Source organism: Phocaeicola massiliensis B84634 = Timone 84634 = DSM 17679 = JCM 13223 (assembly GCF_000382445.1).
Lineage (GTDB): Bacteria > Bacteroidota > Bacteroidia > Bacteroidales > Bacteroidaceae > Phocaeicola > Phocaeicola massiliensis.
Window position 1 is genome coordinate 256036 of the sequence record NZ_KB905474.1, and the last position, 17731, is coordinate 273766.

General features: G+C 47.4%; 17 protein-coding genes. 7 read left to right on the forward strand and 10 right to left on the reverse strand.

All coding sequences use genetic code 11. From position 1 onward, the window contains the following. Nucleotides 1-2 precede the first annotated feature (2 nt). The 5 genes from HMPREF1534_RS02530 to HMPREF1534_RS02510 form a co-directional block, all read right to left on the reverse strand. Nucleotides 3-314 carry a DUF4134 domain-containing protein gene (locus tag HMPREF1534_RS02530; protein WP_005944158.1) on the reverse strand — a complete coding sequence of 104 codons (312 nt, stop codon included), beginning with the start codon at nucleotides 312-314 and terminating at the stop codon, nucleotides 3-5. A gap of 202 nt (nucleotides 315-516) precedes the next feature. Beyond that, complete coding sequence (locus tag HMPREF1534_RS02525; protein ID WP_005944161.1) at nucleotides 517-1245, reverse strand: hypothetical protein; 729 nt, start codon at nucleotides 1243-1245, stop codon at nucleotides 517-519. 21 nt (nucleotides 1246-1266) lie between these two features. Further along, nucleotides 1267-1614 carry a DUF3408 domain-containing protein gene (locus HMPREF1534_RS02520; RefSeq protein ID WP_005944164.1) on the reverse strand — a complete coding sequence of 116 codons (348 nt, stop codon included), beginning with the start codon at nucleotides 1612-1614 and terminating at the stop codon, nucleotides 1267-1269. A 2-nt stretch (nucleotides 1615-1616) separates the two neighbouring features. Beyond that, nucleotides 1617-2057, reverse strand: coding sequence for a DUF3408 domain-containing protein (locus tag HMPREF1534_RS02515; protein ID WP_005944168.1), 441 nt, complete (start codon nucleotides 2055-2057; stop codon nucleotides 1617-1619). Nucleotides 2058-2059: 2 nt separating this feature from the next. After that, nucleotides 2060-3109 (reverse strand): ParA family protein, encoded by a 1050-nt coding sequence (locus HMPREF1534_RS02510; protein ID WP_008765477.1) that lies wholly within the window; start codon nucleotides 3107-3109, stop codon nucleotides 2060-2062. 422 nt (nucleotides 3110-3531) lie between these two features. On the opposite strand from HMPREF1534_RS02510, the gene mobA reads away from it, so the two are divergent. Genes mobA through mobC form a run of 3 tightly spaced genes read left to right on the forward strand, consistent with a single transcriptional unit; the run spans nucleotide 3532 to nucleotide 7228 of the window. Next, complete coding sequence (mobA, locus tag HMPREF1534_RS02505) at nucleotides 3532-3957, forward strand: conjugal transfer protein MobA (protein WP_005944180.1); 426 nt, start codon at nucleotides 3532-3534, stop codon at nucleotides 3955-3957. After that, nucleotides 3936-5186 (forward strand): conjugal transfer protein MobB, encoded by a 1251-nt coding sequence (mobB, locus tag HMPREF1534_RS02500; protein WP_005944183.1) that lies wholly within the window; start codon nucleotides 3936-3938, stop codon nucleotides 5184-5186. The genes mobA and mobB overlap by 22 nt, the downstream gene beginning before the upstream one ends. Before the next feature lie 32 nt (nucleotides 5187-5218). Then, nucleotides 5219-7228, forward strand: a complete 2010-nt coding sequence (gene mobC, locus HMPREF1534_RS02495; protein ID WP_005944186.1) for a conjugal transfer protein MobC — start codon at nucleotides 5219-5221, stop codon at nucleotides 7226-7228. A gap of 144 nt (nucleotides 7229-7372) precedes the next feature. On the opposite strand, the gene HMPREF1534_RS02490 is transcribed toward mobC, so the two are convergent. From HMPREF1534_RS02490 to HMPREF1534_RS02470, 5 genes are all read right to left on the reverse strand, one after another. Then, a complete protein-coding gene (locus HMPREF1534_RS02490) occupies nucleotides 7373-9154 on the reverse strand; it encodes a UvrD-helicase domain-containing protein (RefSeq protein ID WP_005944188.1) in 1782 nt (593 codons plus the stop codon). 4 nt (nucleotides 9155-9158) lie between these two features. Beyond that, nucleotides 9159-10940 (reverse strand): ATP-dependent nuclease, encoded by a 1782-nt coding sequence (locus HMPREF1534_RS02485; RefSeq protein ID WP_005944191.1) that lies wholly within the window; start codon nucleotides 10938-10940, stop codon nucleotides 9159-9161. Between the two features lie 19 nt (nucleotides 10941-10959). Then, the gene (locus tag HMPREF1534_RS02480; RefSeq protein ID WP_005944193.1) at nucleotides 10960-12090 is read right to left on the reverse strand and encodes an ATP-binding protein; all 1131 of its coding nucleotides are present in this window, start codon (nucleotides 12088-12090) and stop codon (nucleotides 10960-10962) included. A gap of 299 nt (nucleotides 12091-12389) precedes the next feature. Further along, the gene (locus HMPREF1534_RS02475) at nucleotides 12390-13007 is read right to left on the reverse strand and encodes an RteC domain-containing protein (RefSeq protein ID WP_005944195.1); all 618 of its coding nucleotides are present in this window, start codon (nucleotides 13005-13007) and stop codon (nucleotides 12390-12392) included. A gap of 210 nt (nucleotides 13008-13217) precedes the next feature. Further along, nucleotides 13218-13631: a dihydrofolate reductase family protein gene (locus HMPREF1534_RS02470; RefSeq protein WP_005944197.1), complete on the reverse strand. Its 414-nt coding sequence runs from the start codon at nucleotides 13629-13631 to the stop codon at nucleotides 13218-13220. A 380-nt stretch (nucleotides 13632-14011) separates the two neighbouring features. On the opposite strand from HMPREF1534_RS02470, the gene HMPREF1534_RS02465 reads away from it, so the two are divergent. The 4 genes from HMPREF1534_RS02465 (at nucleotide 14012) to HMPREF1534_RS02455 (ending at nucleotide 17714) form a co-directional block, all read left to right on the forward strand. Continuing rightward, nucleotides 14012-15157 (forward strand): site-specific integrase, encoded by a 1146-nt coding sequence (locus tag HMPREF1534_RS02465; RefSeq protein WP_004301355.1) that lies wholly within the window; start codon nucleotides 14012-14014, stop codon nucleotides 15155-15157. A 199-nt stretch (nucleotides 15158-15356) separates the two neighbouring features. Then, complete coding sequence (locus HMPREF1534_RS0119305) at nucleotides 15357-16061, forward strand: hypothetical protein (RefSeq protein ID WP_004301353.1); 705 nt, start codon at nucleotides 15357-15359, stop codon at nucleotides 16059-16061. 200 nt (nucleotides 16062-16261) lie between these two features. Further along, complete coding sequence (locus HMPREF1534_RS02460) at nucleotides 16262-16636, forward strand: helix-turn-helix domain-containing protein (protein ID WP_005944205.1); 375 nt, start codon at nucleotides 16262-16264, stop codon at nucleotides 16634-16636. Further along, on the forward strand, nucleotides 16614-17714 hold the full coding sequence (locus HMPREF1534_RS02455; RefSeq protein WP_004301351.1) for an AAA family ATPase: 1101 nt from the start codon (nucleotides 16614-16616) through the stop codon (nucleotides 17712-17714). The genes HMPREF1534_RS02460 and HMPREF1534_RS02455 overlap by 23 nt, the downstream gene beginning before the upstream one ends. Nucleotides 17715-17731: the final 17 nt, after the last annotated feature.

Genomic DNA, 17731 nt, shown 5'->3' on the forward strand with positions numbered 1-17731 from the left:
TATTAAAGGAAGAATGAGCGCAGGATGGTGGCGGCGACAATCAGGAAGATGCACGCTCCGAACCAGCTTGCCGCTGTTTTGGAGGTATCGGGATCGCCGGACGAGAATTTCCCGTACACTTTCACGCCCCCGATAAGCCCGACTACCGCGCCGATGGCGTAGATGAGTTTCGTGCCGGGGTCGAAGTACGAACTCACCATAGAGGTGGCTTCGTTGATGCCCGCGATGCCGTTCCCCTGCGCGAAGGCGGAGGCGGTTACGGCAACCAGAAGTGCCGCTGAGAGGATAAGTTTCTGTCTGTTGTTCTTGTTCATAAACTGTTCTTGTTTTGTGCCGTCAAAAGGGTGGATGGTCCTTTGTCGGGCGGTTGATACTCGGTTACTTTTCTTTGGTTTAGTGGGTTGCCCGTTTGTTTCTACGGACTTGGGTGTGTCCGTTGCGGACCGGCTGTACCTTGTACCGCCGTGCGCGTGGGTGATGCCGTCTTACGTTTTCATTTTCATTCTTTTTTAGTCGTTATACATAGTTGCGGATGTCGAAGTCCTCAATATTGTCCGGGACGACAAAATCCTTTTTCGGTTTCTTCAGCCGGATTTCGATAAGCCCCTTGATGCGGATGCTCATTTCAGACGAGCCGGTCATCAGCTTCTCGTACAGCTCCGTCCCTTCCATGTCGGTGAAGACCTTTGCCGCCCGCTCCCGTTCCGTCGTTGTCGCTTCCGGGTTCTTGGCGGTTCTGACCGCATCGTCTATCTCGTCGAAGCTGCTTCCGGATGCCCTCGGCGCGTCGGGCGTTTCTTCCTCCGGCTCGTCCTCCCCGAACTCCAGTTCCGAAGGCGTGAGGCTCGTGAAGGTTTCGTCGAGTTTATCCTCCGGGATTTGGGCGGGACGGGACACGGTTTCCGTGTTTCCGTCGTCAAAAGTAGCCTCTTCCTCCGTCAGCTCAATGCCTTTTTCCGAAGTGGCGGCTTCTTGCGTCGGTATGGCAGCGGTTGTCCGGGTCGATGCCATCCTGAAACGGCTCTTGCCGATGATGTCCGGGGTGTCTGCGGGCGGTATTTCCCTTACCGCTTCGGGCTTTGCCGCCGTGCCGCCCAACGACCGCCACACTCCGGCTATGCTTCTGAGGAAGCGGACAAGTCTGGTTTCCATGATCCTGTCATAAAGGAGCAGGAACAGGAACCACAGGTTGCAGCCGACCGATACGGTCAGCAGAATATCAGTCATGCTTATTGTTTCACTCATGCACGTTCTCTTTTTTGAGGGTTAAAATACTGCGTCGTAATTCCGGGCGTAAAGGCTTTTTATCGCCTCCTCGCACTGGTTGAAGTGGTGCGTAAGCACATGGTCGATGTAGGCGGACAGCGACAGCCGGTCATGCCCGATCACACGGGTGATGCGCATGATGCGGTCGTGGTACTCCGGGCGCACATACGCCATCTTTCCCTCGCGTGCCTTCACTTCGGCTTCACGGATGAACAGCCGTTCATAGTCCTTCTCACCGCATTTGCCGCATAACGGCACGGGGGACAGGATTTCCACACTCGCCTGCACTTGGGCAAGCATACCGCCGCCGTCATGCTGCGGACTTCTGTTTTTCTGGTTCTTTTCCATATTCAAATCAAGTCTTCACGTTGTTTCTTGTACAGTTCGTTTATTTTCTCCTTGTGCTGTTCCAGATGTTGGCGCAGCACGGTGTCCACGTAGCCGCCTACCGAGATTTCACGCCCGGCGATGTCGTTCACGATTTTGAGAATCTTGCTGTGGACGTCGCGGCTGATATAGACGCACTGGCGCGTCTTTATCTCGTTGCGGCGGAGGAACAGCCCGGAATAGTCGTCCTCCTGCCGTTTGCGGCGGACGGTGTCCCTCTGCGGTTTTTCCTTTGCCGTGTATTGCACGGGCGGCGGTTCCGTTTCAGGGACGCTTTCTTCTTCGGGAGCAGGTGCGGGCGGCTCCTGCGCGTGGTACAGGGTCCCGTCCTGCCTGCGTCTGCCGATGGAGGCTATCAACAGTTCCTCGTCAATGCCTTCGGTGTTCACTTTCCTGCTGCCCATGATTATTGAGGTCTGATGATACGGCTTATCTCTTCCGAGAACTCACGGATGCCGCTCCCTTTCAGCAGGGACGCATCCATCGGGAAGATGGTAGAGCGGAACACGCTCTTGCGCTCTTCCGAGAGGTCGCGCCGGAACTTCTTGCTGTCGGGCAGGCGGGTGGACAGCACCGGCAGCCCCATCTCGGCTATCACATCCCCATACAGGTCGTAAAGCCCGTTCTTCTCCCTGCCGTCCACCATCGTCCAGAAGAGGTACAGCCCTTTTGTTTTCGCCTGTCCCGTCGTCATGAGGTTGTCGCGGAACATCACGGCGAATTGCAGGGTGCTTTCCACGACAAAACGGTCGGCACTCATGGGCGCGAAGATGTAGTCCATCTGCGAGAGGGTCTTGACCACGCCGTTGCTTTTCAGGGTTCCCGGCATGTCGAAGAACACGACGTCGGGTTTCACCTTTTCTTCGGCAAGCATCCTTTCGGCATCATCGAGGGCGTTAAGGGCGTCGCTTGCGATGACCGGGTAGGCGTTCTTCCTTATCTTGCGGAAGTGGTCACACGCGAGTGCCTTGAAATAGAGGCTCCCGCCGATAAGTCCCGTTTCACGCTCACGCAACCCGTGTATGCTGTGCTGCGGGGCGTCGCAGTCTATGACGGCGACATTGTGTCCTTTCACGTTGTGGAGGTAGTTGGCGGCAAGTGCCGTGACGGTGGATTTGCCGATGCCCCCTTTCTGTGTTGCGAATGCAACGAATGTTTCATTACTCATGGTTCTGTTGGTTTTAATGGTTGATGAATTGTTTTCCTGCTCCGATACGGAATCGGTGACATGTATATCCGCGTCCGCGAATCTCCGCCTGTCCGGTTCGTCACGTATCCGCTTCAACGGTGAGGCAGGGATTCGGATAACTGGTGAATGACGACATTGCGTCATGAAGTCATTGAATCCGTGAATCACCGCGTCATTGGAAAGCCGGGCATCCGAAGGTTCGGGTATCCGGTCTGGCAAATAGCCGCCGAAGCGGTTTGCCGGGTATTTGAAAGCCTCATTTTTCATATCTTCAAATCGTTCGTTTCTTGAATCATGCTGCAAATAAACAAGGATATTTTTGAATCCGCACCACTTCCCCGGCAAGTGGCGGCATGTTGCGCCGGTTGGCACTGATTGTCCGGGGCAAGCCTCTGTCCGATACCGCTTTAAGGGCGTAACTTTGCACCCGAACGGCAGGGTTCGCCGCAGGTGGCGCAGCCCGGAGTTTGAAAGGTATTCCCCCAATCCGTCCCCGACGGATTTTTATGTTCGTCTGAACATAGCAAGATGTCTTTTCAGCCGCTCAAAACGTTTTGAGCAGCCACGAAAAGCACTTGCCCTTGCAGGGGGCGGGCTTCCTCTCCGAAGTCGGGAAGCCTTTCAAACCTGCGGTGTCTGTGCCAAGAAGCGGCGGCTTATGCCGTCCATCCGCTAAATCCAAAGTTTATATGAAAGAGAAAAGAAACAAGACCGGGAGAAATCCCAAACTTGATCCGGCGGTGTTCCGCTACACCGTCCGTTTCAACGAGGAGGAACACAACCGTTTCCTCGCCATGTTCGAGAAGTCGGGCGTTTACGCCAAGTCGGTTTTCATCAAGGCGCACTTCTTCGGGCAGCCGTTCAGGGTGCTGAAAGTGGACAGGACGCTGGTGGATTACTACACCAGACTGTCCGATTTCCATGCGCAGTTCCGCGCGGTAGGCACGAACTACAACCAAGTCGTGAAGGAACTCAGGCTGCATTTTTCCGAGAAAAAGGCGATGGCGTTGCTCTACAAGCTGGAGCAACAGACCGTCGAACTCGTGAAACTGAGCCGTCAGATTGTGGAACTTTCAAGGGAAATGGAGGCGAAATGGTCGCAAAAATCAGTGTAGGAAAGTCGTTGTACGGCGCGCTTGCCTACAACGGGGAAAAGATCAACGAGGCGAAAGGGCGTCTGCTCACCACCAACCGCATCTACAATGACGGCACGGGGACGGTGGACATACGCAAGGCGATGGAGGGCTTTCTTGCCTGTATGCCGGAGCATACGAGGGTGGAGAAACCGGTACTCCATATCTCTCTCAACCCGCATCCCGACGACGTGCTGACCGACACGGAATTGCAGGACATCGCACGCGAGTATCTGGAGAAACTCGGCTACGGCAACCAGCCGTACCTTGTTGTCAAGCACGAGGACATAGACCGCCACCATCTGCATATCGTGACAATCAATGTGGATGAGAAAGGCAGGCGGCTCAATCAGGATTTCCTTTTCCGTCGCAGCGACCGCATCCGGCGGGAACTGGAACAAAAGTACGGGCTGCACCCGGCGGAACGTAAGAATCAACGGATAGAGAACCCGCTGCGCAAGGTGGACGCTTCGGCGGGCGACGTGAAGAGGCAGATCGGGAATACCGTCAAGGCTCTGAACGGACAGTACCGTTTCCAGACGATGGGTGAATACCGCGCCCTCCTTTCCTTATATAATATGACGGTGGAGGAAGCGCGGGGAAACGTGCGCGGACGCGAGTATCACGGGCTGGTCTATTCCGTCACCGATGATGCCGGGAATAAGACGGGCAACCCGTTCAAGTCCTCGCTTTTCGGGAAGTCCGCCGGCTATGAAGCCGTGCAGAAGAAGTTTGCCCGTTCCAAGCAGGAGATTAAGGACCGGAAACTCGCCGACATGACAAAACGCGCCGTCCTTTCCGTGCTTGAAGGCACGTATGACAAGGAGAAGTTCGTTTCGCGGCTCAGGGAGAAGGGTATCGACACCGTGCTGCGCTATACGGAGGAAGGACGCATCTACGGAGCCACGTTCATCGACCACCGCACGGGCTGCGTGCTGAATGGCTCGCGCATGGGCAAGGAGCTTTCCGCCAACGCCTTGCAGGAACACTTCACGCTGCCTTATGCCGGACAGCCGCCGATTCCGCTGTCCGTTCCGGTGGAAACAGGAGAGGATATGCGCAGACAGACCGCATCCGACCACGAGGACACGGTGGGCGGTGTCGGTCTGCTCACTCCCGAAGGTCCGGCAGTGGATGCCGAGGAGGAAGCCTTTATCCGGGCGATGCAGCGCAAGAAGAAAAAGAAAAGGCGCAAGGGCTTGGGAATGTAATCGAGGTATCAACAATCAAAAATTTTCAATCTATGTCACAACAAGAAGACGATTTGAGGGCATTGGCGAAAATCATGGATTTTCTGCGTGCCGTGAGTATTATTTTAGTGGTCATGAACGTGTACTGGTTCTGCTATGAAGCCATACGGCTATGGGGCGTGGACATCGGCGTGGTGGACAGAATCCTGATGAACTTCGACCGCACGGCGGGGCTGTTCCGTTCCATCCTCTACACGAAACTGTTTGCCGTTCTCCTGCTTGCCCTGTCCTGTCTGGGGACAAAGGGTGTGAAGGGAGAGAAAATCACTTGGGGAAGAATCTGGACGGCACTTGCCGCAGGGTTCGTGCTGTTCTTCCTCAATTGGTGGATACTGGCATTGCCGCTGCCGGTTGAAGCGGTGACGGGGCTTTACGTGCTGACCGTAGGCACGGGCTATGTATGCCTGCTGATGGGCGGTCTGTGGATGAGCCGCCTGTTGAAGCATAACCTCATGGATGACGTGTTCAACAACGAGAACGAGAGCTTCATGCAGGAAACACGGCTTATCGAAAGCGAGTATTCGGTCAATCTGCCCACACGCTTTTATTACAGGAAACGTTGGAACAACGGCTGGATCAATGTCGTGAATCCGTTTCGTGCGTCCATCGTGTTGGGTACGCCGGGCAGCGGAAAGTCATACGCGGTAGTAAACAATTTCATCAAGCAGCAGATTGAGAAGGGCTTCTCGATGTATGTCTATGATTTCAAATTCAGTGACTTGTCCACGATTGCCTATAATCATCTGCTCAACCACCCGGAGGGGTACAAGGTGAAGCCGAAGTTTTATGTGATAAACTTCGACGACCCGCGACGCTCGCACCGTTGCAATCCCATTCACCCGGACTTCATGGAGGACATCACGGACGCTTACGAGAGCGCGTACACCATCATGCTCAACTTAAATAAAAGTTGGGTGCAGAAGCAGGGCGACTTCTTTGTGGAATCGCCCATCATCCTTTTCGCGGCTATCATCTGGTATCTTAAAATTTTTCAGAACGGCAAGTATTGCACGTTCCCCCATGCCATCGAGTTCCTGAACCGCCGCTATGAGGATATTTTCCCGATTCTGACCTCTTATCCCGAACTGGAGAACTATCTCTCACCGTTCATGGACGCATGGCTCGGAGGGGCTGCCGAGCAGTTGATGGGGCAGATCGCATCGGCGAAAATTCCACTGTCACGCATGATTTCCCCGCAGCTCTATTGGGTGATGTCGGACAGCGAGTTCACGCTGGACATCAACAATCCCGAAGAGCCGAAAATCCTCTGTGTGGGCAACAATCCGGACCGTCAGAACATTTACGGGGCGGCTCTCGGTCTGTATAATTCCCGTATCGTGAAGCTCATCAACAAGAAAGGGATGTTGAAGTCGTCAGTTATCATCGACGAGCTTCCGACGATATATTTCAAGGGGCTGGACAACCTTATCGCCACCGCACGAAGCAACAAGGTTGCCGTATGTCTGGGATTTCAGGATTTCAGCCAGTTGGTGCGTGACTATGGCGATAAAGAAGCCAAAGTCGTGATGAATACTGTCGGAAATATCTTCTCCGGTCAGGTGGTGGGCGAAACCGCCAAGACGCTTTCGGAGCGGTTCGGAAAGGTGTTGCAAAAACGGCAGTCTATCTCTATCAACCGGCAGGACGTTTCTACATCCATCAACACGCAGATGGACGCGCTTATCCCGCCGAGCAAGATTTCCGGATTGACGCAGGGCATGTTTGTCGGTTCGGTGTCCGACAACTTCAACGAGCGTATCGAGCAGAAGATTTTCCACTGTGAGATTGTCGTGGATGCCGAGAAGGTGAAACGCGAGGAGAAAGCCTACAAGCCGATACCCATCATTACCGACTTCACGGACGAGGATGGCAAAGACTGCATGAAGGAAACAGTGCAGGCGAATTACAGGCGCATCAAGGAGGAGGTGAAACAGATTGTTCAGGAAGAGTTGGAACGCATCGCTAATGACGAAAATCTGAAACATCTGTTGCAGCAGAAATAGCCGACAGGAGGCAGTCGGTAACGGAAACGGGCGGGACAAGTTTGATACCTTGTTCTGCCCCGTTATAAGCATATTATTACCAAGTAGTTAAATATAAAGCAAAAAACAGATGATGGCAAACAATATCGCATCATCTGTTTTTGCTTAGAACAATTTATTTCTCCAACAATCGATATCGTCTGATGGAACGGCTATCCATAACATTTTTTTAGGTCGTGTACATGCAACATACACAATGCGGAGTTCTTCATTATTGTCAACAGAATACTTTGCAGGATTATTCAAAATCGTTGCATAGTTCGTGCTGACAGCTTTTTTAGATAGAAATACTAAAATAGCCTCCAATGTCATGCCTTTTACCGAATGAATTGTTTTCAGGTAAGGTCGCTCTTGCCGAAAGAGATGATTTACTGTTCTAAAAAGCGATTCAATACGGACATTCGCCTTGCCCAAATCAACAGTTAGATTTATGCCCGTTTGTTGAAGTTCCGTAATCCAATTAGACAGTGTATTATTCGTTGAAGGTAATTTTTGAATAAACTCAACCATTTCTGCTCTATGTCTTCTAAACCCTACTTCCCCTATTTCTTTTCGTATTGTACTTGCGGGAACATACCGTACTCGCTTTGTTATTTTATAGCAACCTTTTTCTATAAGAGATAGTCCGTCAGTATATTTTCCATGATCAATCAAATATTTTCCATATACAATATCTCTAACGCCGTAGTGTCCGTTTATCCACGGACTATTCTGTCTTGATGAGCTATCATTGTTTACTAATCCAAAGTTTGTTTCGCCAAACTTTTGTCCTCGAAATACAACTGCATATTCAGATTCATCCAATCCCATCTCATTGCATTTTTCGATGAAATGATTCGTAATTTGATTGACAGATTCCGGCGTGTCGAGATGCCCTTTAATACATGGCTCGTCTGTGTAATCCTTGTCACTTGCTATTGAACACATTTCATTTCCTGAGAAACGATTAGCTAATTGACATATTTTTTCGGAGCTACGTCTATTTTCCGACAAATCCAATGAATGCCAATCTGGATTATTGTATTTTTCCATAAATAAATGTGGACTGGCAGTATTCCATTCAAAAATTGCTTGGTCAGGATCCCCAATCAACATAATAGATTCCGCTCCATATTGAGATAATTTATCAATTATAGCCATTTGCAACTCTGTTGTGTCTTGAGCTTCATCAATTATCAATATAGGAAATCTACGGACAAGATTTTGTGTTATTGAAGGATATTTATCTAATATTCTGAATGTAAAATATATCGCATCTGCCTGATTGAACTTGCCTGCATTGAAATGTTTCCATTTCATCTCTTTCAATTCAGATATAATCTTTTTAGGTGAACCATCTTTCTTATTGGGATTATCCCAATCCGCTTTTCCGAAATGATATGACTGATATGGGGCTAATCGCAATAATTGGTCATTAAGCCCAAATGATATGAGATCGAAATAGTAGTTGGTATCACGAGATGTAATTATTCGTTCACCGTGCTTACCCCTAATATATCTTGTTTGGGTCGGATCATAATCAAACCATTTATTAAATGCGGTTCCTACTATTTCAGGACGACAATCACATCCCATAACTAAATGGGCATAAGGCAGAAATATGTAAGTATTTATAAAACTATCAATCGTCCCTATAAATGAAGGATAACCTATATTTCGACAACCGAATGTCTCTTTAAGTTCTTTTTGTATAACCTCACATGCAGTGTTGGTAAAAGATATGGCTGCAATTCCTCGGTGTCTCGATAAATTATTCTCTCGTAAAAGTTTTGCCATACGCGCAGCCACAGAGAAAGTCTTTCCACTTCCCGGACAGGCTTTCACGACAATTCTCGGCTCGTTGCAACCTACAACAGCTTGTTGTTGTGCTGATAATTGAATATCCATACTTTTATTCTGAAGGGGCTATGAACAAAATAGCATCCTTTATATAATCAGGTACATCGAACGCTACTTCGGTTTCTAATCTATCACAAAGTTGTAATGCAAATTCCGCTTTATCTTTATTAGATTTGAGTTTTTTCATTAAAGTAGAGACATTAAAATCACCACTTAAATCATCTGTTTGAGCATGTATTTTTCGATATACATCTCGCATTATAGCTTTGTTACGCTCAGATTGTTCGAATAAATCATGCTCAAGAGTGTGTGTAGCCAAACATACTTTCAGGTTATGTTTCTCTAAATCCTTTGCTTTTTGCGCTCTGTCAGATATATCTCCATTGTCTTTGGGATCGCTGTCTGTAATGATCGCACATTTCGACAATAGTCGCTTTCTCTCATCATCATTGTTAAATAATAACCCAAAATGATTGAATGCGACACCTCCGATATTGACTAATTCAATGCCACTTTTACACAAGTCGATTTTTTCGGTCAAGAATTTCTTTGCGAGAATGGGTATAATAATCGCTTCTGCGACACCTTCTACCAACAACACTCCGTTAGCAAAAAATAATTGAGCTTTTGTCGTGTCCAAGAATTTTCGCAAATGTCGTTTACTTTCTTTCGGATAATCATCTTCCGATAATTCATCAAATGAAAATGACTGTATAATACTTTGTTTACGTTGCAAAATGGAAATATTATTGACATCCGATTTAGCCGTAATTGTCGGTGAGTGCGATGTTACAAATACTTGAAGTCCTTTGCTTTGTAATTCATTTAGATACTCGAAGAAAGTATTCTGATACTGTGGATGCAAGTGTGCTTCGGGCTCTTCCACAAGTAAAGCGTTGTAGATTTCCAAAGCATGGTCTTCGCATCTGTTGATAAGATCTCCTAAGACAACGGATGTGAAAATAAGATTGTTTTCACCTAAACCATTTTGAGATAGGGTAAAGTATTTCTGTTCTTGTCCGGCTTCGACTGTTTTATAAACCGGACATTTTAATTCGATACCACGTACAACATCCGAGAACTCTCGGCCTACATAGCGCATTTCTATATCAGGATGTTTTAGAGTTATTCCTGTACCTTCAAGATGCTCATTAACTTTGCTCTTTCCTGTAGTTAAAATATGTTTCCAATCATAAGCATCATTCTCGAAGATTTGGTATAGATTTTTTGCAAGTGATTTTTTCTTTTCTTCATTCAGAGGTATGCTTTCGTTGCCTTTGTCATATTTTGTAAGTTGGTTGAATAACTGCGATGTTTTATTGTCATATGAATAAGGTCGCAGACAACTTACGGCATCTCTTAGTGGACTTAAATAGGTATAAAAGATTTCTTGTAAAGATTCATAAGGTACTTGCTGCCCTTCGTTGTCTCCACCCCATATTATTCGTTTGAAATATTTTTTCTTCCCATTATTTTCTTGGATGAATTTCAAATGCAACTGTATCGTTTGCTTGTCAGGATTGTCTTTATCTTGTGATATGAAATCATAGAAACATTCCCTTTCAATTGACGCATCTCCAAATTCAAATATCAAGTCAAATTGTATGACTGTGTTGATTTCTGAAGGATTTTCCGGATTAACATGTAAATCTCCGTCTTGCACATAAATAAAGTTATCTGGTTTACCGCATCCGAGACATATACGTAAGGCATCTATAATTGCGGTTTTTCCCGAATTATTTTCTCCAATCAGTATATTTATACCATTCTTGAAATACAAGGTGATATCATCGAATACTCTAAACTTACTAATATGCAACCGGCTTAAATACATACTCTTATAAATTTTTACATTACACAAATTCTAAATAATTTTCCCTGTTCACCACATGAAACTCTACGTGTGGATATGCTTCTTGAAATACTTTTGGAACAGTCGGCATCTTGTTCCCCCATTTAAATTCCAATGCGGTCAGATTATTAGGATTCTCTTCGATAAGATCAATCTCTTGTTTATCGTAAGTACGCCAAAAATAGAACTCCTTATGCAGCCCTTCGTTGAAATTCGCCTTACGACGCTCTCCGATGATATAGTTCTCCCACAATGCACCAACATCCTGCCGAATAGCCAATGGTGAAAAAGCACCTATAATAGCATTTCGAATGCCATTATCATAGAAATACCACTTCCCAGCTTTCGTCACCTCCTTGCGAAGATTGCGCGAGTAAGCCCCAAGACGATATATAACGAATACTTTCTCCAAGAGGTCAAGATATTTTTCAACTGTTGTTTTGCTCATGCTGAGCTGTTTACCTAACTCATCGTAAGAAACTTCACTGCCCAACTGAAAAGCTATCAATCGAAGCAGATCGCGCATCTTGCTCGAATTTTTTAAGCCGTCAATTGCTAAGATATCTTTAAGCAGGTATGCACCTACAATATCGCGTAAATAGTCTGTTTTACGTTCATAGTTCTCCATCATTACTACTTCAGGATATGAACCGTAAATTAAACGGGCTTCAAGATTCTGACGAGTTTCAAAAGGGGTTTCTATTTGTGCTATTTCCCGTTGCGAAAAAGGAGTAAGTAAAAATTGCGTACTGCGACCTACCAACGGTTCACCAGTCTTATTCAGTAAATCGAATGATGAAGAACCACTTGCCAAGACGCTTATTCCCGGTATTTCATCAACTATCAACTTCAGAATACTACCGATTTGTGGTATGTTCTGTGCCTCATCAATAGCCAGCAAATCAATACCATCCAGCAAATGTCGATAATTGGCAATTGAGCGATTCTCCAAAAGTGCTAATGTGTCGTAGTCTTCACCGTTGAGCATCATAGTCCTACCTGAATAGTTGTCCACAATTTTACGCATCATTACCGTTTTACCAACACGGCGGGCACCAAAAATTAATACTGCTTTATTTGGCGCGATTCGTGCAGTAATCTTCTCTTGAAGTATTCTATTTACTGTTTCCATACCTTTATGAATTATAGTGCAAAGATAATCATAATTTTTTAATTGGCGAATTTTACACAAAAAACAAACTGCAAAGTGGCGATTTTTATAGATCAATCTTAAAGTAGTTGTTTCATCGTTCGTAGTAATTATAAATGCTAATAGCACTAATTGTTCTATTATTTCCCAGACATAATGTTTTGCAGTTTATCTTTATCGGATTGAAAGGTTTCATATAGAACTAATTAGTATGTAATCAAATATAAACTAAAAAGACAGGAATACATGCATCCTGTCTTTTTATTTATAATGGATATTTTTTATCTTCTCATGCGCTCCATTTCTTCGTCGCGGAGCATTCTCTCGTTCAGTTTCTCCTGCATTCTGTTAAGGAAATAGGTGCGGCTTTCGTTCTTCCGGCGTTTGATGTCTATATAGAAGCGGTAGCAGTCCTTTGATTCAACCCCGAAAATCTTGTAGAGAAGCGGGGCCAGCTGTTTGAGCGGCATGTTGCCGTTGTTGATGCAGCCCATCTCGTTGATGCCGTAGATAAGTTCCACGAGGTCGATGGCGTTGCCCGTCCATTGCAGGGGTGAGGCGGGATTTTCGGTTGTGTTGTCGGAGGATGTACGGATGGGGATTAGTGGTGGCACTTGGGGAGCGGCAAGGAACTTCTGCATCTTCCTCACGAAAGAGAGTGCCTTGCTGATGTAGGCTGCAACCTCCCTCTTTTCTTCGGGAAGATTGCGCACGGGATGGTGCTGCAACTCGATTTCAATGTAAGCCAGCGCAATGATGGTGCGGTTGGTGTCCACATTGCCGCTGCATAGTTCGATCACTTGCGTGGCGAAAGCCGTGTATGCCGTTTCCATATTGCAGTCCCCGGCTTCGTTTATACGGCGGAAGAACTCGGTTTCCGCCAATAAGAAATAATTCATGTCCTGTCAATTTTGAAATTTTACACTCTGTTTTTCGGTATGCGCACATGAATATGATTGGCAAAAAGCGTGTACATAAAAGAAAAAATCCGGCACGCTCTCTGCAAGGTGCTGGATTTCAGTGTGATAATTTCTCAATTTATTTATCCGACAGGAATTGTATTCAGCTTAAAGTGTTCATTTACTGAACATTCGTCCACTTTCCGGACATCAAACGCACGCTTTATAGATATGGCGGACCACTCCGTTGCGGTACACCTTCTGTGAGGTCAGCGTCCATTGTCCCTGTGGCAAGGCGGACTGGAAGAAACGCTTTCCCGTTCCGGCAATGAAAGGAATCGTGTAAAGTATGATTTCATCCACCACACGCATACGCAGCAGCCCGTTGATGTAGTCCGCCTTTTCAGGAGTGACTTCTGCCAGATAGCAGATGTCTGTTGTGGATTTCCGCCATTCGTCAAGCATAGATATGGAATAATCCGGTGTGATATGATAAAGGGCGTTTTCCCTTATCTTATTGATGCCGCAATCTTCAAGGCGCAGTTCCTTATACGCTTTGCAACATAACTCGGAGCTTTGACAACCGTCCATCGTGAGGACGGCAAGAATCTGTACTTTACCCATTATCGTTTCCTTTCGTTGGGCAAGGACAAAAAAGTAGCGTGCAAATCACACTACTTTCGAGCGACGGCTCTGGTAAAGCCTTTTACGGAGAGTACGTGAATGCACGCTATGCGTAGGCATAGCATAAGCATCACGCAATCGTCTCCGTAGTGTCAATTTACCAGATTTACGCAGTATATATACAAAATGCAAACAACACCCAATAAAGTGATAATAAATAAGCTATAAATCAGTGTTTTATAAGCCTATTTTTATTTTCAGTTGTTTTCAGTACTTTCAGTGAATTGGCTCTTATTTGGTGCAATTTTGTTTCTTATTTGTTTCTTAATCTCGATACTTATCCGTATATTTGCAATAGGAAAAATGAGAAAGGAATCCCTATGGCACGAGTTAAGAATCATACAAAAGTCAAAGAGCCGATTCGTCTTCGGATGAAGCCGTTGAGCGATGGCAGCAAGAGTCTATATCTGGATATATACCGCGATGGAAAGCGGACGTATGAATACCTCAAGATGTATATTATCCCGGAGACGGATAATAATGCCCGTAGGCAGAATCAGGCGACAATGGATGCCGCCAATGCCATCAAGTCGAAACGTATTATCGAACTGACCAGCAATGAGGCAGGAATCGTATTCCGTAAGGACAAGACTTATCTGTTGGACTGGATGAAGGTTTACATGGAAGCCCAAGAGAGTGCGGGCAAGAAAGACGGCAACCAAATCAAGATTGCCATGCGCATACTGAAAGACTATGCCGGAGAAATGGTCACACTGGATCAGATTGACGGGGACTTCTGCCGGGGCTACATCACTTATCTGTTGACGGAATATCATCCGAAAGGCAAGGACATATCAAACTACACGCTTCACAATTATTACCGTGCGTTGAACGGTGCGTTGAACTCTGCCGTCAGGAAGAAAAAGATGAAGGCCAACCCTTTCAACGAGCTTGAGAAGTCGGAGAAAATCCGTAAGCCGGAGAGTATGCGGTCGTACATGACCATCGAAGAGGTACAGGCGTTGATTGACACTCCTATGCCCCACGAGGAATACGAGATAGTAAAATGCGCGTATCTGTTCTCCTGCTTCTGCGGATTGCGCATCAGCGATATAATCAAGTTGAAATGGAAAGACGTGTTCGTTGACCGGGGACAGTACCGTTTGGCCGTGTCCATGAAAAAGACCAAAGAGCCTATTTACCTGCCCCTCTCTCCTGAAGCGTTGAAGTGGATGCCGGAACGTGGGGGAAAATCATCGGAAGATAATGTGTTCGACCTGCCGTCCGCCAATACAATCAGGATGCAGCTCAAACCTTGGGCGAAAGCAGCCGGAATCTCCAAGCGGTTCTCCTATCACACCAGCCGGCATACATTCGCCACCATGATGCTGACGCTCGGCGCGGATTTATATACCGTCTCGAAGTTGCTCGGTCATGCCGACGTAAAAATGACACAGGTGTATGCCAAGATTATCAACAAGAAGAAGGACGAGGCAGTGAATCTTGTAAACGGTTTGTTTCACTAATTGACGGCACTATGTGGTTCATGTCTAATTTACAAACATCAATTTATGGCATTGCTCCGGTTGTGAACGCAACCGAAGTTAATGCTTTCATCACATATTATAAACTCAAAAAGGTAAATCGACATGAAAAGACCTGAAGACGGCCTTCTCTCTTTTTGGAGGGAGCCAACACCTGCAGCACTTCGCTGCGGAGAAGGATGTGGCGAATGAACTTTTCGCCCTGCTAACCGAAGCAAAAACAGTTTATCTCCACGATGTTGTGTCGGGTGGTAAACAGTACCACCGTTATGTGGACGATTTCGTAAACGGACACCGGTACATAGACTGCGACCATGCGGCCTGCCGGAACTGCCACGAAATGAACATCCACATCGTCAAGGGGCTGCTGACCGAGTACGCCCGTTTCGTCCAGATTTGCTTTGCTACGCCGAATTTCACGTTTGACGAGTGCATGAAGCTGAAACGGATGTATGATACCTCGGAATCGTTGCCTCCGCTCGGTCCGCCCCACATTGACCGACCGGCAGATCTCTCCCTTTCTTTTGGCTGTGATTTTACCCCGGAACAGATGGAAAGTATTGTGGCTTGTGCCAATACTTATCATCTGTTCTGTGTTTCTGTACGCATTGAAGACATGGAGGCTCTTTTCGCCTGTAAGAAAGGCTTTTCCATCCGAGTGAACAATATCCGCCGTGTGGTAATCCTGTTCGACGCGCTTCTTGAAAACTCGCTTATCCAGTCCCGGTGGCAGAATGTTCTCGGCAAGGGTGCATTCCTGCAGTCCAAGGACGGGACACGTTCCGTTTCGGTATCGACCCTGTCTTCCGCGCTGTCATCCATCAAGAACAACATGACATCGGTCGCATACGGCATCCGAAAGACCATTGACCGGCTGAAAGAATGACAGGAAGTGACAAGAAGCGAAGTATGTGAAAGGTAAAAGCATGAGAGTTGCAATGATACGCGCATAGTATCATTCCCCAAATCACGGCATCTTCGTTTACCGGACATACCTTTGACCTCCGTTAGCGCGCTGCATAACGGAGGTTGCATCTCCATTGTCAAAAATCAAACCATGTTATTATGCCGAATAGAATGACATTCATGGAGCGGATGAGCGGACGGCTCGCCGCCATCGAATCGGTACTAAAGAAATTGGAACCGGTCGAAAGTCTCTTGGAGCGTATCACGTTGCTGGAAAATACCATCTTCACGACCAAGAGAGTGTTCACGTTTCAGGAAGCCTGTATGTATATCGGGGTTTCTGAAAGTATGCTGTACAAGCTCACATCGAGCAAGGAGATACCGCACTACAAACCGCGCGGTAAAATGGTCTATTTCGCCAAGGAGGAATTGGACGAATGGCTGTTGCAGAATTATGAACCTACAGTGAACGAGGCCGTGCGCATGGCGACGGAAGCCGCCGCCACAGAACCGTTCCTTAATAAGAGACGCAATGGAAAACGAAAGAAAGACTGACCGCTCAGCCGATATGGGAATGGATGAACACCGCCTGTCGGACATCCTTCTGGCCTCGCAAATCAAGGCAACGGACATTTATGAGACCCCGCCGCAAATCATCTGGATAGACAACTCGACGATTGCCACGCTCGGCAATTTCAGTGCATCGACAGGAAAGGCAAAGTCGAAGAAGACGTTTAATGTCTCTGCGCTTGTCGCCGCTTCATTGGCCGGGAAACAAGTGTTGAACTACCGTGCGCATCTGCCCGAAGGCAAACAGCGGATTCTGTACGTCGATACGGAACAGAGCCGTTTCCATTGCCGCTCGGTATTGGAGCGCATATTGCGGCTGGCCGGGCTGCCCACGACAACCGACCCGGAGAATCTCGACTTCTTCTGCCTGCGTGAATATTCGCCGTCGGTGCGTGTCGAGGTCATCGACTATGCGCTGCGTCAGAACAAAGGCTATGGGCTGGTCATCATTGACGGCATCCGCGACCTGATGCTTGACATCAACAGCACCGGTGAATCGGTGGAAGTCATCAACCGGATGATGGAATGGTCTTCAAGGTACGACCTGCATATCCATTGTGTACTCCATTTGAACAAAGGGGATAATAATGTGCGGGGACACATTGGTACGGAAATGAGCAACAAGGCGGAAACCGTGCTTGTCATCAGCAAGAGCAACGAGAATCCCGGTATCAGCGAAGTCCATGCGCTCCATATCCGGGAAAAGGAGTTCAAGCCGTTTGCGTTCACCATCAACGAGACTGGGCTGCCCGTCATTGCGGAAGGACACTCGTTCGGAGAGCCCCCGAAGCCCAAGGCTCGGACGGGGTTCACGGAGCTGAGCATCGAACAGCACCGGGAAGCCCTCTCCGCCGCTTTCGGGGAAAAGCCTATCCGGGGATTCGACAACCTGTTGCAAAGCCTGATGGTCTCCTATGAGGCAATCGGGTTCAAACGTGGTCGGAGCGTCATGATAAAACTGATGCAATACCTGATAGACAACCTCAAGCTCATCATCAAACGGGACAAGCTGTTCTATTATGACATGACGCCTACCGAGGCCATGCTTTTTGATGAAGAATGATGCCGGGCGCGGGCCTG